Origin of the sequence: Planotetraspora sp. GP83 (assembly GCF_041262585.1) — a bacterium.
Taxonomy (GTDB): Bacteria; Actinomycetota; Actinomycetes; order Streptosporangiales; family Streptosporangiaceae; genus JAOEGB01.
This window is the reverse complement of the sequence record NZ_JBGCBZ010000001.1, coordinates 231513-245195: the sequence shown is the minus strand read 5'-3', so window position 1 is coordinate 245195 and position 13683 is coordinate 231513. Positions and strand designations below refer to the sequence as shown.

Annotated in this window: 14 protein-coding genes; 5 read left to right on the top strand and 9 right to left on the bottom strand. The window is 69.3% G+C overall.

Annotated elements, in window-relative coordinates; genetic code table 11:
• The 3 genes from ABH927_RS01205 to ABH927_RS01195 are packed head-to-tail and all read right to left on the bottom strand — an operon-like array spanning position 1 to position 2968.
• The gene (locus ABH927_RS01205) at positions 1 to 849 is read right to left on the bottom strand and encodes a carbohydrate ABC transporter permease (RefSeq protein WP_370017524.1); all 849 of its coding nucleotides are present in this window, start codon (positions 847 to 849) and stop codon (positions 1 to 3) included.
• Complete coding sequence (locus ABH927_RS01200) at positions 846 to 1700, bottom strand: carbohydrate ABC transporter permease (protein WP_370017523.1); 855 nt, start codon at positions 1698 to 1700, stop codon at positions 846 to 848. The genes ABH927_RS01205 and ABH927_RS01200 overlap by 4 nt, the downstream gene beginning before the upstream one ends.
• On the bottom strand, positions 1697 to 2968 hold the full coding sequence (locus tag ABH927_RS01195) for an extracellular solute-binding protein (protein WP_370017522.1): 1272 nt from the start codon (positions 2966 to 2968) through the stop codon (positions 1697 to 1699). Before ABH927_RS01195 ends, ABH927_RS01200 begins: the two co-directional genes overlap by 4 nt.
• 161 nt (positions 2969 to 3129) lie before the next feature.
• Here ABH927_RS01195 and ABH927_RS01190 point away from each other — a divergent pair, with 161 nt between their 5' ends.
• Positions 3130 to 4137, top strand: coding sequence for a LacI family DNA-binding transcriptional regulator (locus ABH927_RS01190; protein ID WP_370017521.1), 1008 nt, complete (start codon positions 3130 to 3132; stop codon positions 4135 to 4137).
• A gap of 93 nt (positions 4138 to 4230) precedes the next feature.
• On the opposite strand, the gene ABH927_RS01185 is transcribed toward ABH927_RS01190, so the two are convergent.
• Entirely contained in the window at positions 4231 to 4890 is a 660-nt protein-coding gene (locus ABH927_RS01185; protein WP_370017520.1) for a helix-turn-helix domain-containing protein, read from the bottom strand.
• A 198-nt stretch (positions 4891 to 5088) separates the two neighbouring features.
• Here ABH927_RS01185 and ABH927_RS01180 point away from each other — a divergent pair, with 198 nt between their 5' ends.
• Positions 5089 to 6297: a cytochrome P450 gene (locus ABH927_RS01180; protein ID WP_370017519.1), complete on the top strand. Its 1209-nt coding sequence runs from the start codon at positions 5089 to 5091 to the stop codon at positions 6295 to 6297.
• Positions 6298 to 6466: 169 nt separating this feature from the next.
• Here ABH927_RS01180 and ABH927_RS01175 read toward each other — a convergent pair whose 3' ends face one another.
• Positions 6467 to 7471 carry a HEAT repeat domain-containing protein gene (locus ABH927_RS01175; RefSeq protein ID WP_370017518.1) on the bottom strand — a complete coding sequence of 335 codons (1005 nt, stop codon included), beginning with the start codon at positions 7469 to 7471 and terminating at the stop codon, positions 6467 to 6469.
• A 6-nt stretch (positions 7472 to 7477) separates the two neighbouring features.
• Positions 7478 to 8146: a HEAT repeat domain-containing protein gene (locus ABH927_RS01170; protein WP_370017517.1), complete on the bottom strand. Its 669-nt coding sequence runs from the start codon at positions 8144 to 8146 to the stop codon at positions 7478 to 7480.
• Between the two features lie 586 nt (positions 8147 to 8732).
• Here ABH927_RS01170 and ABH927_RS01165 point away from each other — a divergent pair.
• Positions 8733 to 9005 (top strand): carboxymuconolactone decarboxylase family protein, encoded by a 273-nt coding sequence (locus ABH927_RS01165; protein ID WP_370017516.1) that lies wholly within the window; start codon positions 8733 to 8735, stop codon positions 9003 to 9005.
• Here ABH927_RS01165 and grpE read toward each other — a convergent pair.
• The 3 genes from grpE to ABH927_RS01150 all read right to left on the bottom strand — a co-directional run bounded on the left by grpE (position 8968) and on the right by ABH927_RS01150 (position 12290).
• Positions 8968 to 9588 carry a nucleotide exchange factor GrpE gene (gene grpE, locus ABH927_RS01160; protein ID WP_370017515.1) on the bottom strand — a complete coding sequence of 207 codons (621 nt, stop codon included), beginning with the start codon at positions 9586 to 9588 and terminating at the stop codon, positions 8968 to 8970. The two genes, ABH927_RS01165 and grpE, sit on opposite strands and share 38 nt — an antisense overlap.
• Positions 9585 to 11453 carry a molecular chaperone DnaK gene (gene dnaK, locus ABH927_RS01155; protein WP_370017514.1) on the bottom strand — a complete coding sequence of 623 codons (1869 nt, stop codon included), beginning with the start codon at positions 11451 to 11453 and terminating at the stop codon, positions 9585 to 9587. Before dnaK ends, grpE begins: the two co-directional genes overlap by 4 nt.
• A gap of 264 nt (positions 11454 to 11717) precedes the next feature.
• Positions 11718 to 12290 (bottom strand): TetR/AcrR family transcriptional regulator, encoded by a 573-nt coding sequence (locus tag ABH927_RS01150; protein WP_370017513.1) that lies wholly within the window; start codon positions 12288 to 12290, stop codon positions 11718 to 11720.
• An 87-nt stretch (positions 12291 to 12377) separates the two neighbouring features.
• Between ABH927_RS01150 and ABH927_RS01145 the strand changes: the two genes are divergently transcribed.
• A complete protein-coding gene (locus ABH927_RS01145) occupies positions 12378 to 12749 on the top strand; it encodes a DUF4267 domain-containing protein (protein WP_370017512.1) in 372 nt (123 codons plus the stop codon).
• A 60-nt stretch (positions 12750 to 12809) separates the two neighbouring features.
• Complete coding sequence (locus ABH927_RS01140; RefSeq protein WP_370017511.1) at positions 12810 to 13631, top strand: alpha/beta hydrolase; 822 nt, start codon at positions 12810 to 12812, stop codon at positions 13629 to 13631.
• The last annotated feature ends 52 nt before the right edge of the window (positions 13632 to 13683 follow it).

Sequence of the window (13683 nt, the reverse complement as noted above, 5' to 3'; positions counted from 1 at the left end):
TCACCCCTTCTCCGCGCCCGCGAGCATGCCCGTGCGCAGGGCGCGTTGCGCGACGAGGAAGGCGGCGAGCATGGGCGCGCACGCGACGAGCCCGGCCAGCGCCGCCTCCGGCTGGTGGATGTTCAGGCTGGAGAAGCCGCTGGAGGCGTTGACCGCGCCGGTCGACTGCAGCAGGCTCATCAGCCCGAGTTGCAGCGTGAACATGCGGTCGTCGTCGAGCATCACGAACGGCAGGAAGAAGCTCGTCCACACGTTGACGAAGCCGAAGAAGGCGATCAGCCCGATCGCGGGCCTGGCCAGCGGCAGGCCGATGGTCAGGAACAGGCGCAGCTCCCCCGCGCCGTCGACGCGGCCCGCGTCCAGGACGGCGCCGGGCAGCGCGCTCGCGAAGTGCAGGTAGGCCAGGTAGACGCCGAACGGGTAGAACGCCAGGGGCAGGATCACCGACCACGGCGTGCCGGTCAGCCCGGCCGCGGTCATCTCCAGGTAGAGCGGCAGCACAAGCGCCGTCTGCGGAAGGATCATGCCGATCAGCGTGAGCGTGAGCACCGCCCTGCGGCCCGGGAAGTCGTGCTTGGCCAGTGCGTATCCGGCCGGGATCGACAGCAGCAGCGTCAGCGCGACGCTGGCGGCGGCGTAGCCGACCGAGTTGCCGATCCAGCCGACCAGCTCGCCGTCGTTGTAGGCCATGAGGTTGCCCCAGGCGGAGACGACGTTCGCGATCGAGCCGAACGACAGCGGCGGCCCGCCGATCAGCGAGTCGGCCGTCCTGGTCGGCGCCAGCACCATCCAGACCAGCGGCAGCACGAAGAAGAGCCCGGCCAGGGCAAGGAAGGCGCGCCGGGTCATGCGGCGTCCGTCTGGTAGAAGCGGGTCTTGTAGATCACCAGCAGCGCCGCGACGAGCCCCACCGCGAGCATCGCCAGCGACAGCGCCGCCGCCCTGCCGAAGTCGCCCTCCTGCGCGGCGTAGAAGTAGGCGAGCTGGTTGACCGACCAGGTCGGGCTGATCTGCCCTGGCACGCCGGTCGCCAGCACGGTCGGCTCCACGAACACCTGGCTCCCGCTGGCGAAGCTGCTGATCACGACGAACGCGACATAGCGCCGCACCAGCGGGAGCTTGACGTGCCAGGTGATGTGCCACGGCGTCGCACCGTCCACCGCCGCCGCCTCGAGCACGTCGCGCGGCAGGGCGGTGAGCGCGCCGTACAGGACCACGATCCAGCCCCCGGCGTGGATCGCGAGCCCCATCACCACCAGCACCCCGATCAGCCCGTCGCCCTGCAGCGTCTGGCTCGCGCTGCCGACGCCCAGGGCGCTGAGCAGCGGGCCGAACGGGCTGACGTCCGGGCTCACCATGAACAGCCACAGCAGGGCCGCGGCCGAGCCGGTGACCGCCCCCGGCAGGTAGTACACGAAACGCATGACCCCGGCGAACCTGCCGGGCCGGGCGTGCAGGGTCAGCGCCAGCGACAGCACGAGCAGCACCAGGACGGGCAGCCACAGCACCAGATAGAGCCCGACGTTCCGTACGGCGGGGCCGAGCCGGTAGTCGTTGAACACCTCCCCCCAGGAGCCCAGCGAGGACCACAGCCCGAACGCGGCCGGGGCCAGCCCGAACGCCACCAGGAAGACCACATACGGGCCGACCAGGACCCAGACCGCGAGCGGCCTGGCCGCATTACCCCGACTTCTCCTCACTTGACCGTGTATCCCGCCGAGGTGGCCGCCTGCGTCAGCCGGCTCTGCCAGTCCGGCAGGGCTCCCGCGATCGGCTTGCCCGCGGTCACGGCGGCGATCACGGTCTCATTGAAGCTGCTCTGCCAGACCGCCTCATAACGGACGAACCCGAACCCGGGCCGCAGCGACGCCGCCGCCTGCTTCAGCGCGGGCACCGGGTCGGCCGCGTAGAAGCTGTCGGACGCTTTCGCCTTGCCCCACGCCTCGGCCGAGGCCTGGTGCGCGGGGAAGGTCGGCTGCTTGGCCTGCAGCGCCACGTCGGTCGTCATCCAGGTGATCATGTCGAGCGCGGCCTTGGTCCGCTGGCCCGCGTGCTTGGAGACCACGAACACGCCCCCGCCGACCTGCCCGCTGTAGGGCTTGTCCTCGCCGTCCCAGGCGGGCATCGGCGCGGCGGCCAGCCGTCCCGGCGGCAGCTTGAACGACGGCTTGAAGATGAAGTCGCCGAACCAGGCGGGTCCCGGCAGCATGAGTATCTTGCCGTCCTGCCCGAGCTTGGCGAACGCCGGGTCGGTGGGCGACACCGTGCTGACGGTCTTGTCGGCGGCCAGCGGCTGCAGCAGGTCCGCCATGCGGGTGCAGGCCTGGTCGGCGGCGTCGATGTGCACCTCGGTCAGGCTGACGGCCTGCCTGGTCGGGCAGCCGCTGCTGGCGAAGTAGACGCCCGCGCCGTACTTGCCGTTCATGGTGCCGATGAGGTAGCCGGGGTGTTCCTTGGCGACCCTCTCGCCGATCCGCTTGTACTGCGCCCACGTCGTCGGCACCTCGTAGCCGAAGTCCTTCATGAGCTTGGCGTCGTACCACAGCACGGTCGGCGCCAGGTCGTTGCGCAGGCAGTAGAGCCTGCCGCCGAGGACGCAGGGGTCGAGCGCGCCCGGCGTGAACGAGTCGCGCACGCTCGACGGCACCTCCAGCGCCGCGGCGTAGTCGAAGGGCGCCGCCGCCAACGTCGACACCTCGGCCGGGTTCGTGAGGAACACCACATCCGGCCAGCCCTTACCGGTCTTGTTGGCCAGCGACACCTTCGTCGCGGCATATCCGGCGTCGGGCGGCATCGTGACAACCCTGATGTTCAGGTCCTTGTGCGCGGCCGCGTACTGCTTGGCCGCCGCCGTCCGGGTGTTGTCCACCCAGACCAGGAGCTCTCCGGAACCCTTCCGCGTCCCGCCGCATGCCGCCAGGCTCATCAGCAGGCTCAGCAGGACGATCCCGGCCATGACACGTCTCATCGAACACCTCAGAGCGGGGGGTGAGTTGCGATAGTTTTCGCAACTTCTGAGTGTTGCCGGTAACGTAGGCGAAACATCGGATGTCCGTCAAGGCCCGGTTGCGCTGGGAGGTTGCCCCGTGCCACGCTGACCTGCAGGGGTTTTCGGGAGGTTTCGCGGACATGACGCGCCGCAGCACAATGGCGGACATCGCTTCGCAGGCCGGGGTCTCGATCTCGACCGTGTCGAAGGTGCTCAACGGGAGATCCGATGTCTCGGCGCAGACGCGGGCGAAGGTGCAGCGCCTGCTCGGCCAGCACGGCTACACCGCGCCGGGCCGCCAGGAGCGGGCGGGGGGGCTGATCGAGTTCGTGGTCAACGAGCTGGACAGCCCGTGGGCGGTCGAGCTGATCAGGGGTGCGGAGGAGGTCGTGCAGAAGGCCGGGATGGGCCTGGTGGTCTCCGCCGTGCACGGCCGCTCGCGGCTGGCCAGGCAGTGGCTGGACGCGCTGGCCACCCGGGGTTCGCTCGGCGCGATCCTGGTCATCTCCGAGCTCTCGCCGTCACAGGAACGCGAGCTGAGGCGGTTCGGCATCCCGTTCGCCGTCGTGCATCCCGCCGCCGACCCCAGTCCCGACGTGCCCTCGGTGGGGGCGACCAACTGGCCGGGCGGCTTCACCGCGACCCGGCACCTCATCGAGCTGGGGCATCGCCGCATCGCCATGATCGGCGGCCCGCCCGGCCGCCTGTCGTCGCGCGCCCGGCTCGACGGCTACCGCGCCGCGCTGGAGGAGGCGGGGATCGCCTTCGACCCCTCTCTGGTACGGCACGGCGACTTCGGGCATGAACTGGCCCACCGCCACGCGCTGGACCTGCTGGCCCTCCCCGAACGGCCGACCGCCATCTTCGCCGGGAGCGACCACCAGTCCCTCGGCGCCTACCGCGCTCTGCGCGACCGGGGGCTGCGGGTGCCGGAGGACGTGAGCGTGGTCGGCTTCGATGACCTGCCCTTCGCCGACTGGGTCACCCCTCGCCTGACCACGGTCCGCCAGCCCCTCTCGGAGATGACGGCGCTGGCCGCCCACATGGTGCTCCAGCTCCTCGACGGCGACGACCTCGACACCACCCGGGTGGAACTCGCCACCAAACTGGTCATCCGCGAAAGCACCGCCCCCGCCCCGGCCGACTAGTGTGACGCCCGCCGTCAGCCGTCCTGGGGCGCTGATCGGGGGGACGGCTCAGGCCAGGACCGCCGGCTCCCCAGGTGGTTCGGCTGAGACCCATCACGCCAGGAGGGCGCGACAGCGGTCGGCCGACTCCATCATGTCCAGGCTGACCCGCTCCAGGAACGCCCCTCCCCTGGCCAGCCGCTGCCCTACGGGCCCGTCGAGCCCGAACGTCTCCGCCGCCGTCATCGCGGCCTGCGCCGCCTCGAGCGTCTGCCGCGAGCTGATCACGATCGAGTGGTACCAGGCGTCGTCGTCGACCACGTAGATGTCGCGACGCCGCTGCGGATCGCGCTCGCGCCGGACATACCCCTGCTGGACCAGGTAGTTCACGGCCACGGAGACGGAGGCCGGGCTGACCTTCAGCCTGCGGGTCAGCTCGGCCGCGGTGCGCCTGCCGTCCTCGGACAGCAACAGGTCGAGGTGCACGCGCGCTGTCATCCTCGGCAGCCCCGTCCTGACCGCCATCTCGATGATCTCCTCTTCCATCGTGCCGCCCGGCGCTCTGGCCGCGCGCGGGGGTGCCGGTGTGCCACGCCGCGCCCGCTGGACCGTCGCCTGGTGCGCCTGCTGGGGCCGGTAGCCGCCGGGGCCGCCGTTGCGTCCGACCTCCCGGCTGATCGTCGAGGTCGGCCGGTCGAGCCGCCTGGCGATCTCAGCGTAGGAGAGCCCGTCGGCGAGTCCGGCCGCGATGCGCTGGCGGTCCTGCTGGGTCAACCGTCCTCCTGGCATGCCGCCAGTATTGCCTTCGCCGCCATTCATTGCAACGCAGCATTGCATTCGACCCCAGCGTCATTGCCTCAATTTGTCGCCATACACCTGGGAAAACACCTTTCAGTCGATTGACATACATCTGAATGCAACGTAGCTTTCGAGCAGCGCCAAACACGTACTATCGTGAGATGAGGAATGGCCATGAGTGAATCCCTCCACACCGTCACGACGCTGCCGACGGCGCGTCAGCCCGGCTGCCCCTTCGACCCGCCGGCAGAGCTGATCGACGCCCGCCGGCACGGCCCCATCAACCGCTACACCTTCCCCGACGGACACGAGGGCTGGCTGGTCACCGGCTACGACCTGGTCCGGGCGGTCCTGGCCGACTCCCGGTTCAGCTCACGCAAGGAGCTCATGCGCCACCACCCGTTGGTCGACCTCGGCGAGATCGAGGTCCCCCCGGCGCCGCCCGGCGAGTTCCTCCTCATGGACGAGCCGCAGCACAGCCGCTACCGCAAACCGCTGGTGGGCAAGTTCACCGTCCGGCGGATGCGACAGCTCACCGAGCGCGTCGAGCAGATCACCGCCGAGCACCTGGACGCGATGGAGAAGGCCGGGCCGTCGGCGGACCTGGTGACCGCGTTCGCCAAGCCCATCCCCTCCATCATCATCTGTGAGCTGCTGGGCGTGCCGTACGAAGACCGGGGCTCCTTCCAAGAGCACATCGACAAGTTCCTCGGCGGGGAGGTCAGCGACGAGGAACTGATCGCGGCCTACACCGCGACCCAGCAGTACCTCGCGGAGCTGGTGGCCGCCAAGCGCGCCAACCCCACCGACGACGTGCTCAGCGACCTGACCGGCAGCGATCTGACCGATGAGGAGCTGCGGGGGATCGCCCTGATCCTGCTGGCGGCCGGGTTCGACACCACCGCGAACATGCTGGCGCTGGGCACCTTCGCGCTGCTGCAGAACCCGGCGCAGCTGGCCGCGCTGCGCGCCGATCCCGCGCTCACCGACGGGGCCGTGGAGGAGCTGCTGCGGTATCTGAGCGTCGCCAAGCAGTTCGCGAGGGTCGCGCTGGAGGACGTCGAGCTGGGCGGCCAGACCGTCAAGGCCGGCTCGACGGTCATCCTGTCTTACGCCACCGCCAACCGCGACCCCGAGCGCTTCACCGATCCCCACGTGCTCGACCTCCGGAGGCAGGAGGGCGGGCACCTGGCCTTCGGCCACGGCATCCACCAGTGCCTGGGTCAGCAGCTGGCCCGCGTCGAGATGCGCGTCGCGCTCCCCGCGCTGGTCAACCGCTTCCCCACGCTACGGCTGGCCGTACCGGCTGAAGAGGTTGACCTGCGCCCGGAGACCGCGGACATCTACGGGGTGAAGAGCCTCCCGGTCACGTGGGACGTTTGACCGCGAGACAGTGGCGGGTGAGGTCGCGTACGGCCGCCCGCCACCGCTGTGGTTGCTCGCCTGCGGCGATCGCGTCTGCGGCGCCGTGCTGTGAACAGGATCGTGGCCGCGGCATGCGGTGACCAGCAACAGCTGGGCCCCACGCACACAGCACCGCAGGAAAGATCCGTTATCGTGCGTTGCGTATCCCGAGAATGTACGCCGCAGTAAGCGCAACGGCACGGTCTTCGTCATGTGACAGATCTGCGAGGGCACGTGACGCTGTGATTCCCGGTATGTCCGCAAGCGCCTGTGCCAGCCGTCGACGTGCAGACGATTCAACGGTGCCGTGGGCGAGGCAGTCAACGAGCCTGGTAGCGATCTGATCCGCCAACGCGGGACGACCCGCCAGCGCGCTCAGCGCATCGGCTGCATCGACGTCATTCGTCCCCTCGAGGACCATATCGATGAGGGTCGGGACCGCGTCGGCTACTCCACGTACCCCGAGCGCCAGAGCCGCATACCTGCGGACCACGATGTCGGGGTTCGCGAGGGCGTCCTGCAGCAGTGCGGTCGCCTCACCGCTCGGAATCTCAGCGATGGACTGGACGGCACGTTTCCGCACCTCGGCTACTGGTGAGCGGAGGCCCTCCGCCAGCAGCGCCAATCCGCCATCGCCTGATTGCGCCAAAGCCCATCGAAGGGCTCCGGCGACGTTCGGGTCCGTCTCGCTCAGCGCTGCCTCGACCAGTGCTTCCACCGGCACCGGAACCTCTTCAACTGAGGACAAGGCCGCGCGCTGGCGCTCCCCAGCGCTCTTTGACCCTAACGCCTGGAGGAGTGCGACGATCTGGAGGACGTCCTCCCAGCCGGCGGGTTCCGCGGCACCGATCCGACGGAGTCGCGTGAGCAGCTCCGTCTCACCTGCAATGCGTTCTCGCGTCTGACGGATGAGGTCGTCGACGAGCTCTGAGGGCGTGAAGCCGGGATCATCGAGCGCGCGCCTGACTTCACGCAGCGACAGCCCCAATGACCGCAGGCTCTCGATATGGAAGATCCGCCGGATGTCCTCGCTGGAGTACTCTCGATAGCCGGCGTCGGTACGACCCGTTGGCCGCACCAGGCCGAGCGAGTCGTAATGCCTGAGCATGCGGGCGCTGACCCCGGACCGTCGTGCCACATCACCGATCAACATTGCCTATCACCCCTCCTGGCTGGTCCTGCCGAGGGCTACGACGCGCTTCGCCTCCTCGATCGCGAACTCGAATCCGGCATCCGGGTTACGCAACAGCCGTTCCGTGGCGATCGCGTGCGCACGCACGCGAGGGTCGAGATCCGTCATCGCAGCCCGCAGAGTCGGCAAAATCACCTCACCGAGCGCGATCAGCGCCCGGCTGAGGCTCAGCTGCATCTCACGTTCACCGCGCCCGAGCTGTGTCGACAACACTGCGGCCAACTCGGGCTCTTCACCTTCGGGCACGAGCACGACCGCTGCCCGCCAAGCGCTCCGCGCCACCTCATCGTCGGCGTCGGACAGAAGCGCCCGTGTGATCGCCGGCCACGCTTGCCGATCCCCGATCTTGGACAGCGTGTGCAACGCCTGGCTTCGTGCCTGCGCACGCTCCGAGCGGACTTCATTGAGAAGCTCTGGGACCGTCATTGATGATGAGTGGCGGGTGAGTGCCCACGTAAGCATGTCGCGCACGAAGAATTCGGGTTCGATCGCGCATCGTTCGATGAGCTTGTCGATGAACCGCGGGTCAGGGGTCGTGCCGACCGCTAGCGCTGCCCGCAGCCGCACTGACGAGCGGCTGTCCTCCAGGCCCTGGAAAGCTCGAATCGTATCCGTGTCCTGTTTCGGCATGGTCATTGGGACCACCTCCTTGGCTACAGTGAAGACCTTGTCACTGTGTCAAGGTCAAGCGGGGTCACACCGTTCCACAGAGCTACTTGCCCCTGGTGACGCGCACCCGAGTGGGGGGCCGACTACGGCGACCCGGTCCTCGGGCCTGCGGTGGGGCTTGGTGGGTATCGGGGGCGAGGGGGATCCGGCCAGGATTGAACGGTCAGGATCACCCGGTCACGCAGGCCGGACGAATGAGTTCGGTGGCGTGGGCGTGGCGGAGCTGGCGGATTTCGATGGCGGCTCCGGCGGCTTGGCGGTAGCCGTCCTGCCCCCGGCGCGCCCACACTTGCACGTGCACCAGCGAAGCGGGCGAGGTCAGCGATCATCCCTGTTTTCGTCGGGGCCGGCTCCCCCGCCTGGGATCCGCTTCGGGAGTCTCACGCCGTTCTCGGTGGGCCCCGGACTCAACGGCGCAGAGGCTCGGGCATTGGTCGCTCACTGCGCTCGCTCATAGCTGGCTCCTGCCTGTTCGCTCTCAACCGTGCCACACGCACAAGACGCCCGTTCCCGCCGCTTTGTGACATTGTCCCGGGCCACCCAGGAGCTGGTGATGCTGCGCGCCAGCCAGATCAACGGCTGCGGTTTCTGCGTCGACCACCACACCAAGGAGGCCTCGGCCGCCGGGGAGACCTCGGTCCGGCTCCACCTGGTCTGGTCGCCGCCTGGCGCGTGTCCACCGTGTTCACCGAGGCCGAGCGGGCCGCACTGGCGCTGGCCGAGGAGGGCACCCGGCTCGCCGACGCCCACCACAGCGTGTCCGGCAAGCCGGGAAGCGAGGCCACGTGTCATCCGCCGCCGGCGGCGGGAGCGGGCGGCTCGATGACCGTCACCTGGGCGGCGCGCAGAAGGTGGTCGCCGACCCGGTAGCCGCGGGCCAGGGTCTCGCCGCATATCGCCTGGCCGACCCCGGTGGAGTACGCGTGGAAGATCGCCTCGTGGCGTTCGGGGTCGAAGAGCTCGCCGGGCTCGCCGAAGGACTGCAGGCCGAGAGCCGCGAGTTCGGCTTCCAGCACCTCGGCGACCTGCCGGAAGCCGTCGTGGACCTGGCCGAGCTCGCGGGCCCGGGCGATGGCGTCGAGCACGGGCAGCAGGCCGCGGAGCACGTTCGCCACCGCGATCTCGCGGACCGCCAGACGGTCGCGCTGGACCCGCTTGCGATAGTTGTCGTACTCCGCTTTGACCCGCTGCAGGTCCGCTGTGCGCTCGGCGAGTTCCGCCTGCAACTTCGCTGTCCGCGACCGCGCGGGCGGGTCGCCCGTCGCGGTCCGCGGCGCCGGGGCGGGCACTCCGCCGGTCCGCGCCGGCGCACCGGCCAGGATGGCCTTGCACCCCTGGATCCCCTCAGGGAGCCGGGGCAGGTCGGTACGTGGCCGGCCCTTGCGCCGGGAATCAGACGGGCGGCTCATTCGGCGCCTCCCTGCCGTTTGTCCTCATCGACGATCTCCGCGTCCACGACGTCCTGTTCGCCGGTCCCCTGCTGCGCACCTTCATCCGCACGCGCCTCGCCCGCGGCGGCTCCCCGCGCCTGCGCGTACATCGCCTGGCCCACCTTCTGGGCGGCCGCGGTGGCCTTCTCGGTGGCTTCGCGGATGGCGATGACGTCCTCGCCCTTCAGCTTCTCCTTGAGGTCGGCGACCGCGGCCTCCACTTCGGACTTCACCTCGGCCGGCACCTTCTCCGGGTTGTCCCGCAACAGCTTTTCGGTGGTGTAGACGAGCGTCTCGGCGGTGTTTCGCGTCTCGGCCGCCTCGCGCCTGCGGCGGTCCTCGTCGGCGTGCTGCTCGGCATCGCGCACCATCCGCTCGATGTCCTCCTTCGGCAGCGCCGAGCCGGCGGTGATGGCTATCGACTGCTCCCTGCCGGTGCCGAGATCCTTGGCGGACACGTGCATGATGCCGTTGGCGTCGATGTCGAAGGTGACGTCGATCTGCGGGATTCCGCGCGGGGCGGGCGGCAGGCCGGTCAGCTCGAACATGCCGAGCTTCTTGTTGTACGCCGCGATCTCGCGCTCGCCCTGGTAGACCTGGATGGCCACGGACGGCTGGTTGTCGTCCGCCGTGGTGAACACCTCCGAGCGCTTGGTCGGGATCGTGGTGTTGCGCTCGATGAGCCGGGTCATGATGCCGCCCTTGGTCTCGATGCCGAGGGACAGCGGGGTGACGTCCAGCAGCAGAACGTCCTTGACCTCGCCCTTGAGCACCCCGGCCTGCAACGCGGCGCCGACCGCGACCACTTCATCGGGGTTGACGCCCTTGTGCGGCTCCTTGCCGCCGGTCAGCTCCCGGACCAGGTCCACTACGGCCGGCATCCGGGTCGAGCCGCCGACCAGGATGACGTGGTCGATGTCGGAGACCGTGATCCCGGCGTCCTTCACCGTCTGGTGGAAGGGACCCTTGCAGCGGTCCAGCAGGTCGTGGGTGAGCTGCTGGAACTGCGCGCGCGTCAGTTTCTCGTCCATGTGCAGCGGGCCCTCGGCGGAGGCCGTGATGTAGGGAAGGTTGATCGTGGTCTCCGTGGCGGCCGACAGCTCGATCTTGGCCCGCTCGGCGGCTTCGCGCAGCCGCTGGACCGCCATCTTGTCCTTCGACAGATCGACGCTGTAGCCGTTCCTGAACTGCTTGACCAGTTGATCGACGATCCGCTGGTCCCAGTCGTCCCCACCGAGGTGGGTGTCACCGGCGGTCGCCTTCACCTCGACAACGCCCTGGCCGATCTCCAGCAGCGACACGTCGAACGTTCCGCCGCCGAGGTCGAAGACCAGGATGGTCTGGTCGTTCTCCTTGTCCAGGCCGTACGCCAGGGCCGCGGCCGTCGGCTCGTTGATGATCCGCAACACCTTCAGGCCGGCGATCTCGCCCGCCTCCTTGGTCGCGGTGCGCTGCGCGTCGTCGAAGTACGCCGGAACCGTGATGACGGCGTCGTGGACGCCTTCTCCGAGGTAGGCCTCGGCCTCACGCTTCAGCTTCTGCAGCACTCGGGCGGAGATCTCCTGCGCCGTGTACCGCTTGCCGTCCACGGTCCCGGTCTCCGGGAACCGCCAGGTCGTCTCCCCCATGTGGCGCTTCACCGACCGCGCGGTGCGCTCCACGTTGGTCACCGCCTGACGCTTGGCGACCTCGCCGACCAGCACCTCACCGCTCTTCGCGAACGCCACTACGGAAGGAGTCGTCCGCGATCCCTCGGTGTTGGTGATCACGGTGGGCTCACCGCCTTCCAGCACGCACACCACCGAGTTCGTCGTGCCGAGATCGATACCGACCGCTCGTGCCATCTCAGGCCTCCTTCGTCACTCCCCTCTGACCGTCTCCCTCGCGGGCCGCCCGTGGCGCCGGATAGAGCGCGGCCACCGCGCTCACCTCCTGCGGACCGTCATCAGCGGCAGCGCTGTGACCTGTGAGTACGGTCAAACCTCCCCTGAAACTTGTATAAAACTTCCAAGGAGAATGGTCAAGATGTCCGGATTGCGCTATACGGCCGGGGGCTCCTATGGCTCGCCGCCGCCCAGCGACCTTGGAAGGCATGTGTGATCGGCGGGTCAGTGTGAGAAGCGGCTGAGCAGCAGCGCCAGCCGCCGCTCGTGGTGCTCGCGAGGCAGCCTGCCGCCGCGCATGAGCGTCATCAATCCGTGCAGGCCGCCCCAGAACGTCTCGGTGAGCAGGCCGAGGTCGTCCTCTGCGGCCAGTGGCCGTACGGCTTCGCGCAGCTCGTCGAAGGCCGCGTGCAGGGCGGCCGGCGCTTCGGGGGTGGCGAACGGCAGGTCCACCGTCTGGTTGAACATGGCGTCGTACAGCGCGGGCCGCCGCTCGGCGAACGCGGCGTAGGCGGCGCTGACGTCGGCGAGGGACTGCCGGGGGCCGGACGCCGACATGCGGGCCGCGCGCAGCTCGGCGGCGAGGTCGGCGAAGCCCTCCACCGCCACCGCCGCCATGATGGCGTCCTTGCCGTTGAAATGGCTGTAGAGGACGGGCTGGCTGTACTCGACCCGTTCGGCGAGGCGGCGGGTCGTCACCGCCTCCCATCCTTCGGCCTCGGCCAGCTCCCGGGCCGCCGCGATGATCAAGCGCTCCCGCTCCGCCCGCTCGCGCTCCCGGCGCGCCTGTATCGACATGAGCCGATTCTAGCACTGCTAGCGTTCCTGTCACCGCTCTGCTAGTGTCGCTCGTGTTCCTAGCACTGCTAGCACTCGGAGAAGACCATGCTTACCCCCCTCGCGTACGGCCTGGCCATCGTGCTGAACCTGTTCGTCGTCTTCATCGGCCTCCGGTTCCTCCTGACGCCACAGGCCGCGGCGGCCGGCTACGGCGTCCCCGCGAAGCAGGACGGCGACGCGGCCTACCTGACCGTCAAGGGCCTGCGCGACACCACTTACGGCATCCTCGGCCTGGCCCTGCTCGCCTTCGCCGGTGCCCGCGCCGAAGCCTGGTTCATGCTGGTGGTCGCCCTCCTGCCGCTCGGCGACACCGTCATCGTGCTGCGCCACGGCGGCACCAAGGCCGCCGCGTTCGGCATCCACTTCGCCACCGCCGTGGTGGTGCTCATCAACGCCGCCCTGCTCTTCGCCGTCTGAAGCGATCACTCGAATGACCGGCCGAGGCCACGAGAAGCGACAGGTCTAGGATCGCTCGCCATGACCGTTCCGAACCTGGGTGAGCTGCGCGAGGGAATACGCCGGCGGGCCGGGGCCCGTCCCCCCGGCCCCGCTCTGGCCCATGTGGACGACATCGAGGGCCCGAACGGCTTGCCGTTGCGCCACTACCGGCCCTCGGGCGAGAAGCGGCCGCTGATGGTGTTCGCGCATGGCGGCGCCTGGGTGATCGGTGATCTGGACACCCATGACAGGACCTGCCGGCGCATCGCCGACGCCTGCGACATGGAGGTCCTGGCGGTGGACTATCGGCTGGCGCCTGAGCATCCGTACCCCGCGGCCATCGACGACGTGGCCGAGGTGGTGTGCTGGGCTCGGCCGGCGGCGGTCGCGGGCGACAGCGCGGGCGGCTATCTGGTGACCATGGCCTGCTTGCGGCTGCGGGATGCCGGGGAGCCGCTGCCTGCCGTACAAATCCTTATTTGTCCCAACACGGACCTGACGTTGTCGCAGCCCAGTGTCGAGGAGAAGGGCTCCGGCCACGGGCTCGACGCCGACTTCCTCGCCTGGGCCGTCGCGCAGTGGACACCTGATCCCGCCGCGCGCGCTCAGGCGAGCCCTCTGCTGGCATCCGATCTGTACGGCATGCCGGACGCGGTCATCGTGACCGCCGAGCATGACGCACTGCGGGACGAAGGCGACGCCTACGCCCGGCGGCTGACCCAGGCAGGTGCGCGCGTGGTGCACCGGCAGGAGGCCGGACTGGTGCACGGGTTCATCCAGAACATGGACCTGACCTCTCATGAGGCCGCCGCCGCCCATGACCGGCTGTTCGCCGACGTCGCAACGCTGGTCCACCGTTGATGGATCAAGCCTGCCCTCCGGAAACCCTCTTGCGTAGCGACCGTCACGGACG

What these genes read in the sequence shown, in the direction of transcription:
- ABH927_RS01205 (WP_370017524.1), bottom strand. Translation starts at nt 849, where the DNA reads ATGACCCGGCGCGCCTTCCTTGCCCTGGCCGGGCTCTTCTTCGTGCTG.
- ABH927_RS01195 (WP_370017522.1), bottom strand. Translation starts at nt 2,968, where the DNA reads ATGAGACGTGTCATGGCCGGGATCGTCCTGCTGAGCCTGCTGATGAGC.
- ABH927_RS01190 (WP_370017521.1), top strand. Translation starts at nt 3,130, where the DNA reads ATGACGCGCCGCAGCACAATGGCGGACATCGCTTCGCAGGCCGGGGTC.
- ABH927_RS01180 (WP_370017519.1), top strand. Translation starts at nt 5,089, where the DNA reads ATGAGTGAATCCCTCCACACCGTCACGACGCTGCCGACGGCGCGTCAG.
- ABH927_RS01175 (WP_370017518.1), bottom strand. Translation starts at nt 7,471, where the DNA reads ATGTTGATCGGTGATGTGGCACGACGGTCCGGGGTCAGCGCCCGCATG.
- ABH927_RS01170 (WP_370017517.1), bottom strand. Translation starts at nt 8,146, where the DNA reads ATGACCATGCCGAAACAGGACACGGATACGATTCGAGCTTTCCAGGGC.
- ABH927_RS01165 (WP_370017516.1), top strand. Translation starts at nt 8,733, where the DNA reads ATGCTGCGCGCCAGCCAGATCAACGGCTGCGGTTTCTGCGTCGACCAC.
- grpE (WP_370017515.1), bottom strand. Translation starts at nt 9,588, where the DNA reads ATGAGCCGCCCGTCTGATTCCCGGCGCAAGGGCCGGCCACGTACCGAC.
- dnaK (WP_370017514.1), bottom strand. Translation starts at nt 11,453, where the DNA reads ATGGCACGAGCGGTCGGTATCGATCTCGGCACGACGAACTCGGTGGTG.
- ABH927_RS01150 (WP_370017513.1), bottom strand. Translation starts at nt 12,290, where the DNA reads ATGTCGATACAGGCGCGCCGGGAGCGCGAGCGGGCGGAGCGGGAGCGC.
- ABH927_RS01145 (WP_370017512.1), top strand. Translation starts at nt 12,378, where the DNA reads ATGCTTACCCCCCTCGCGTACGGCCTGGCCATCGTGCTGAACCTGTTC.
- ABH927_RS01140 (WP_370017511.1), top strand. Translation starts at nt 12,810, where the DNA reads ATGACCGTTCCGAACCTGGGTGAGCTGCGCGAGGGAATACGCCGGCGG.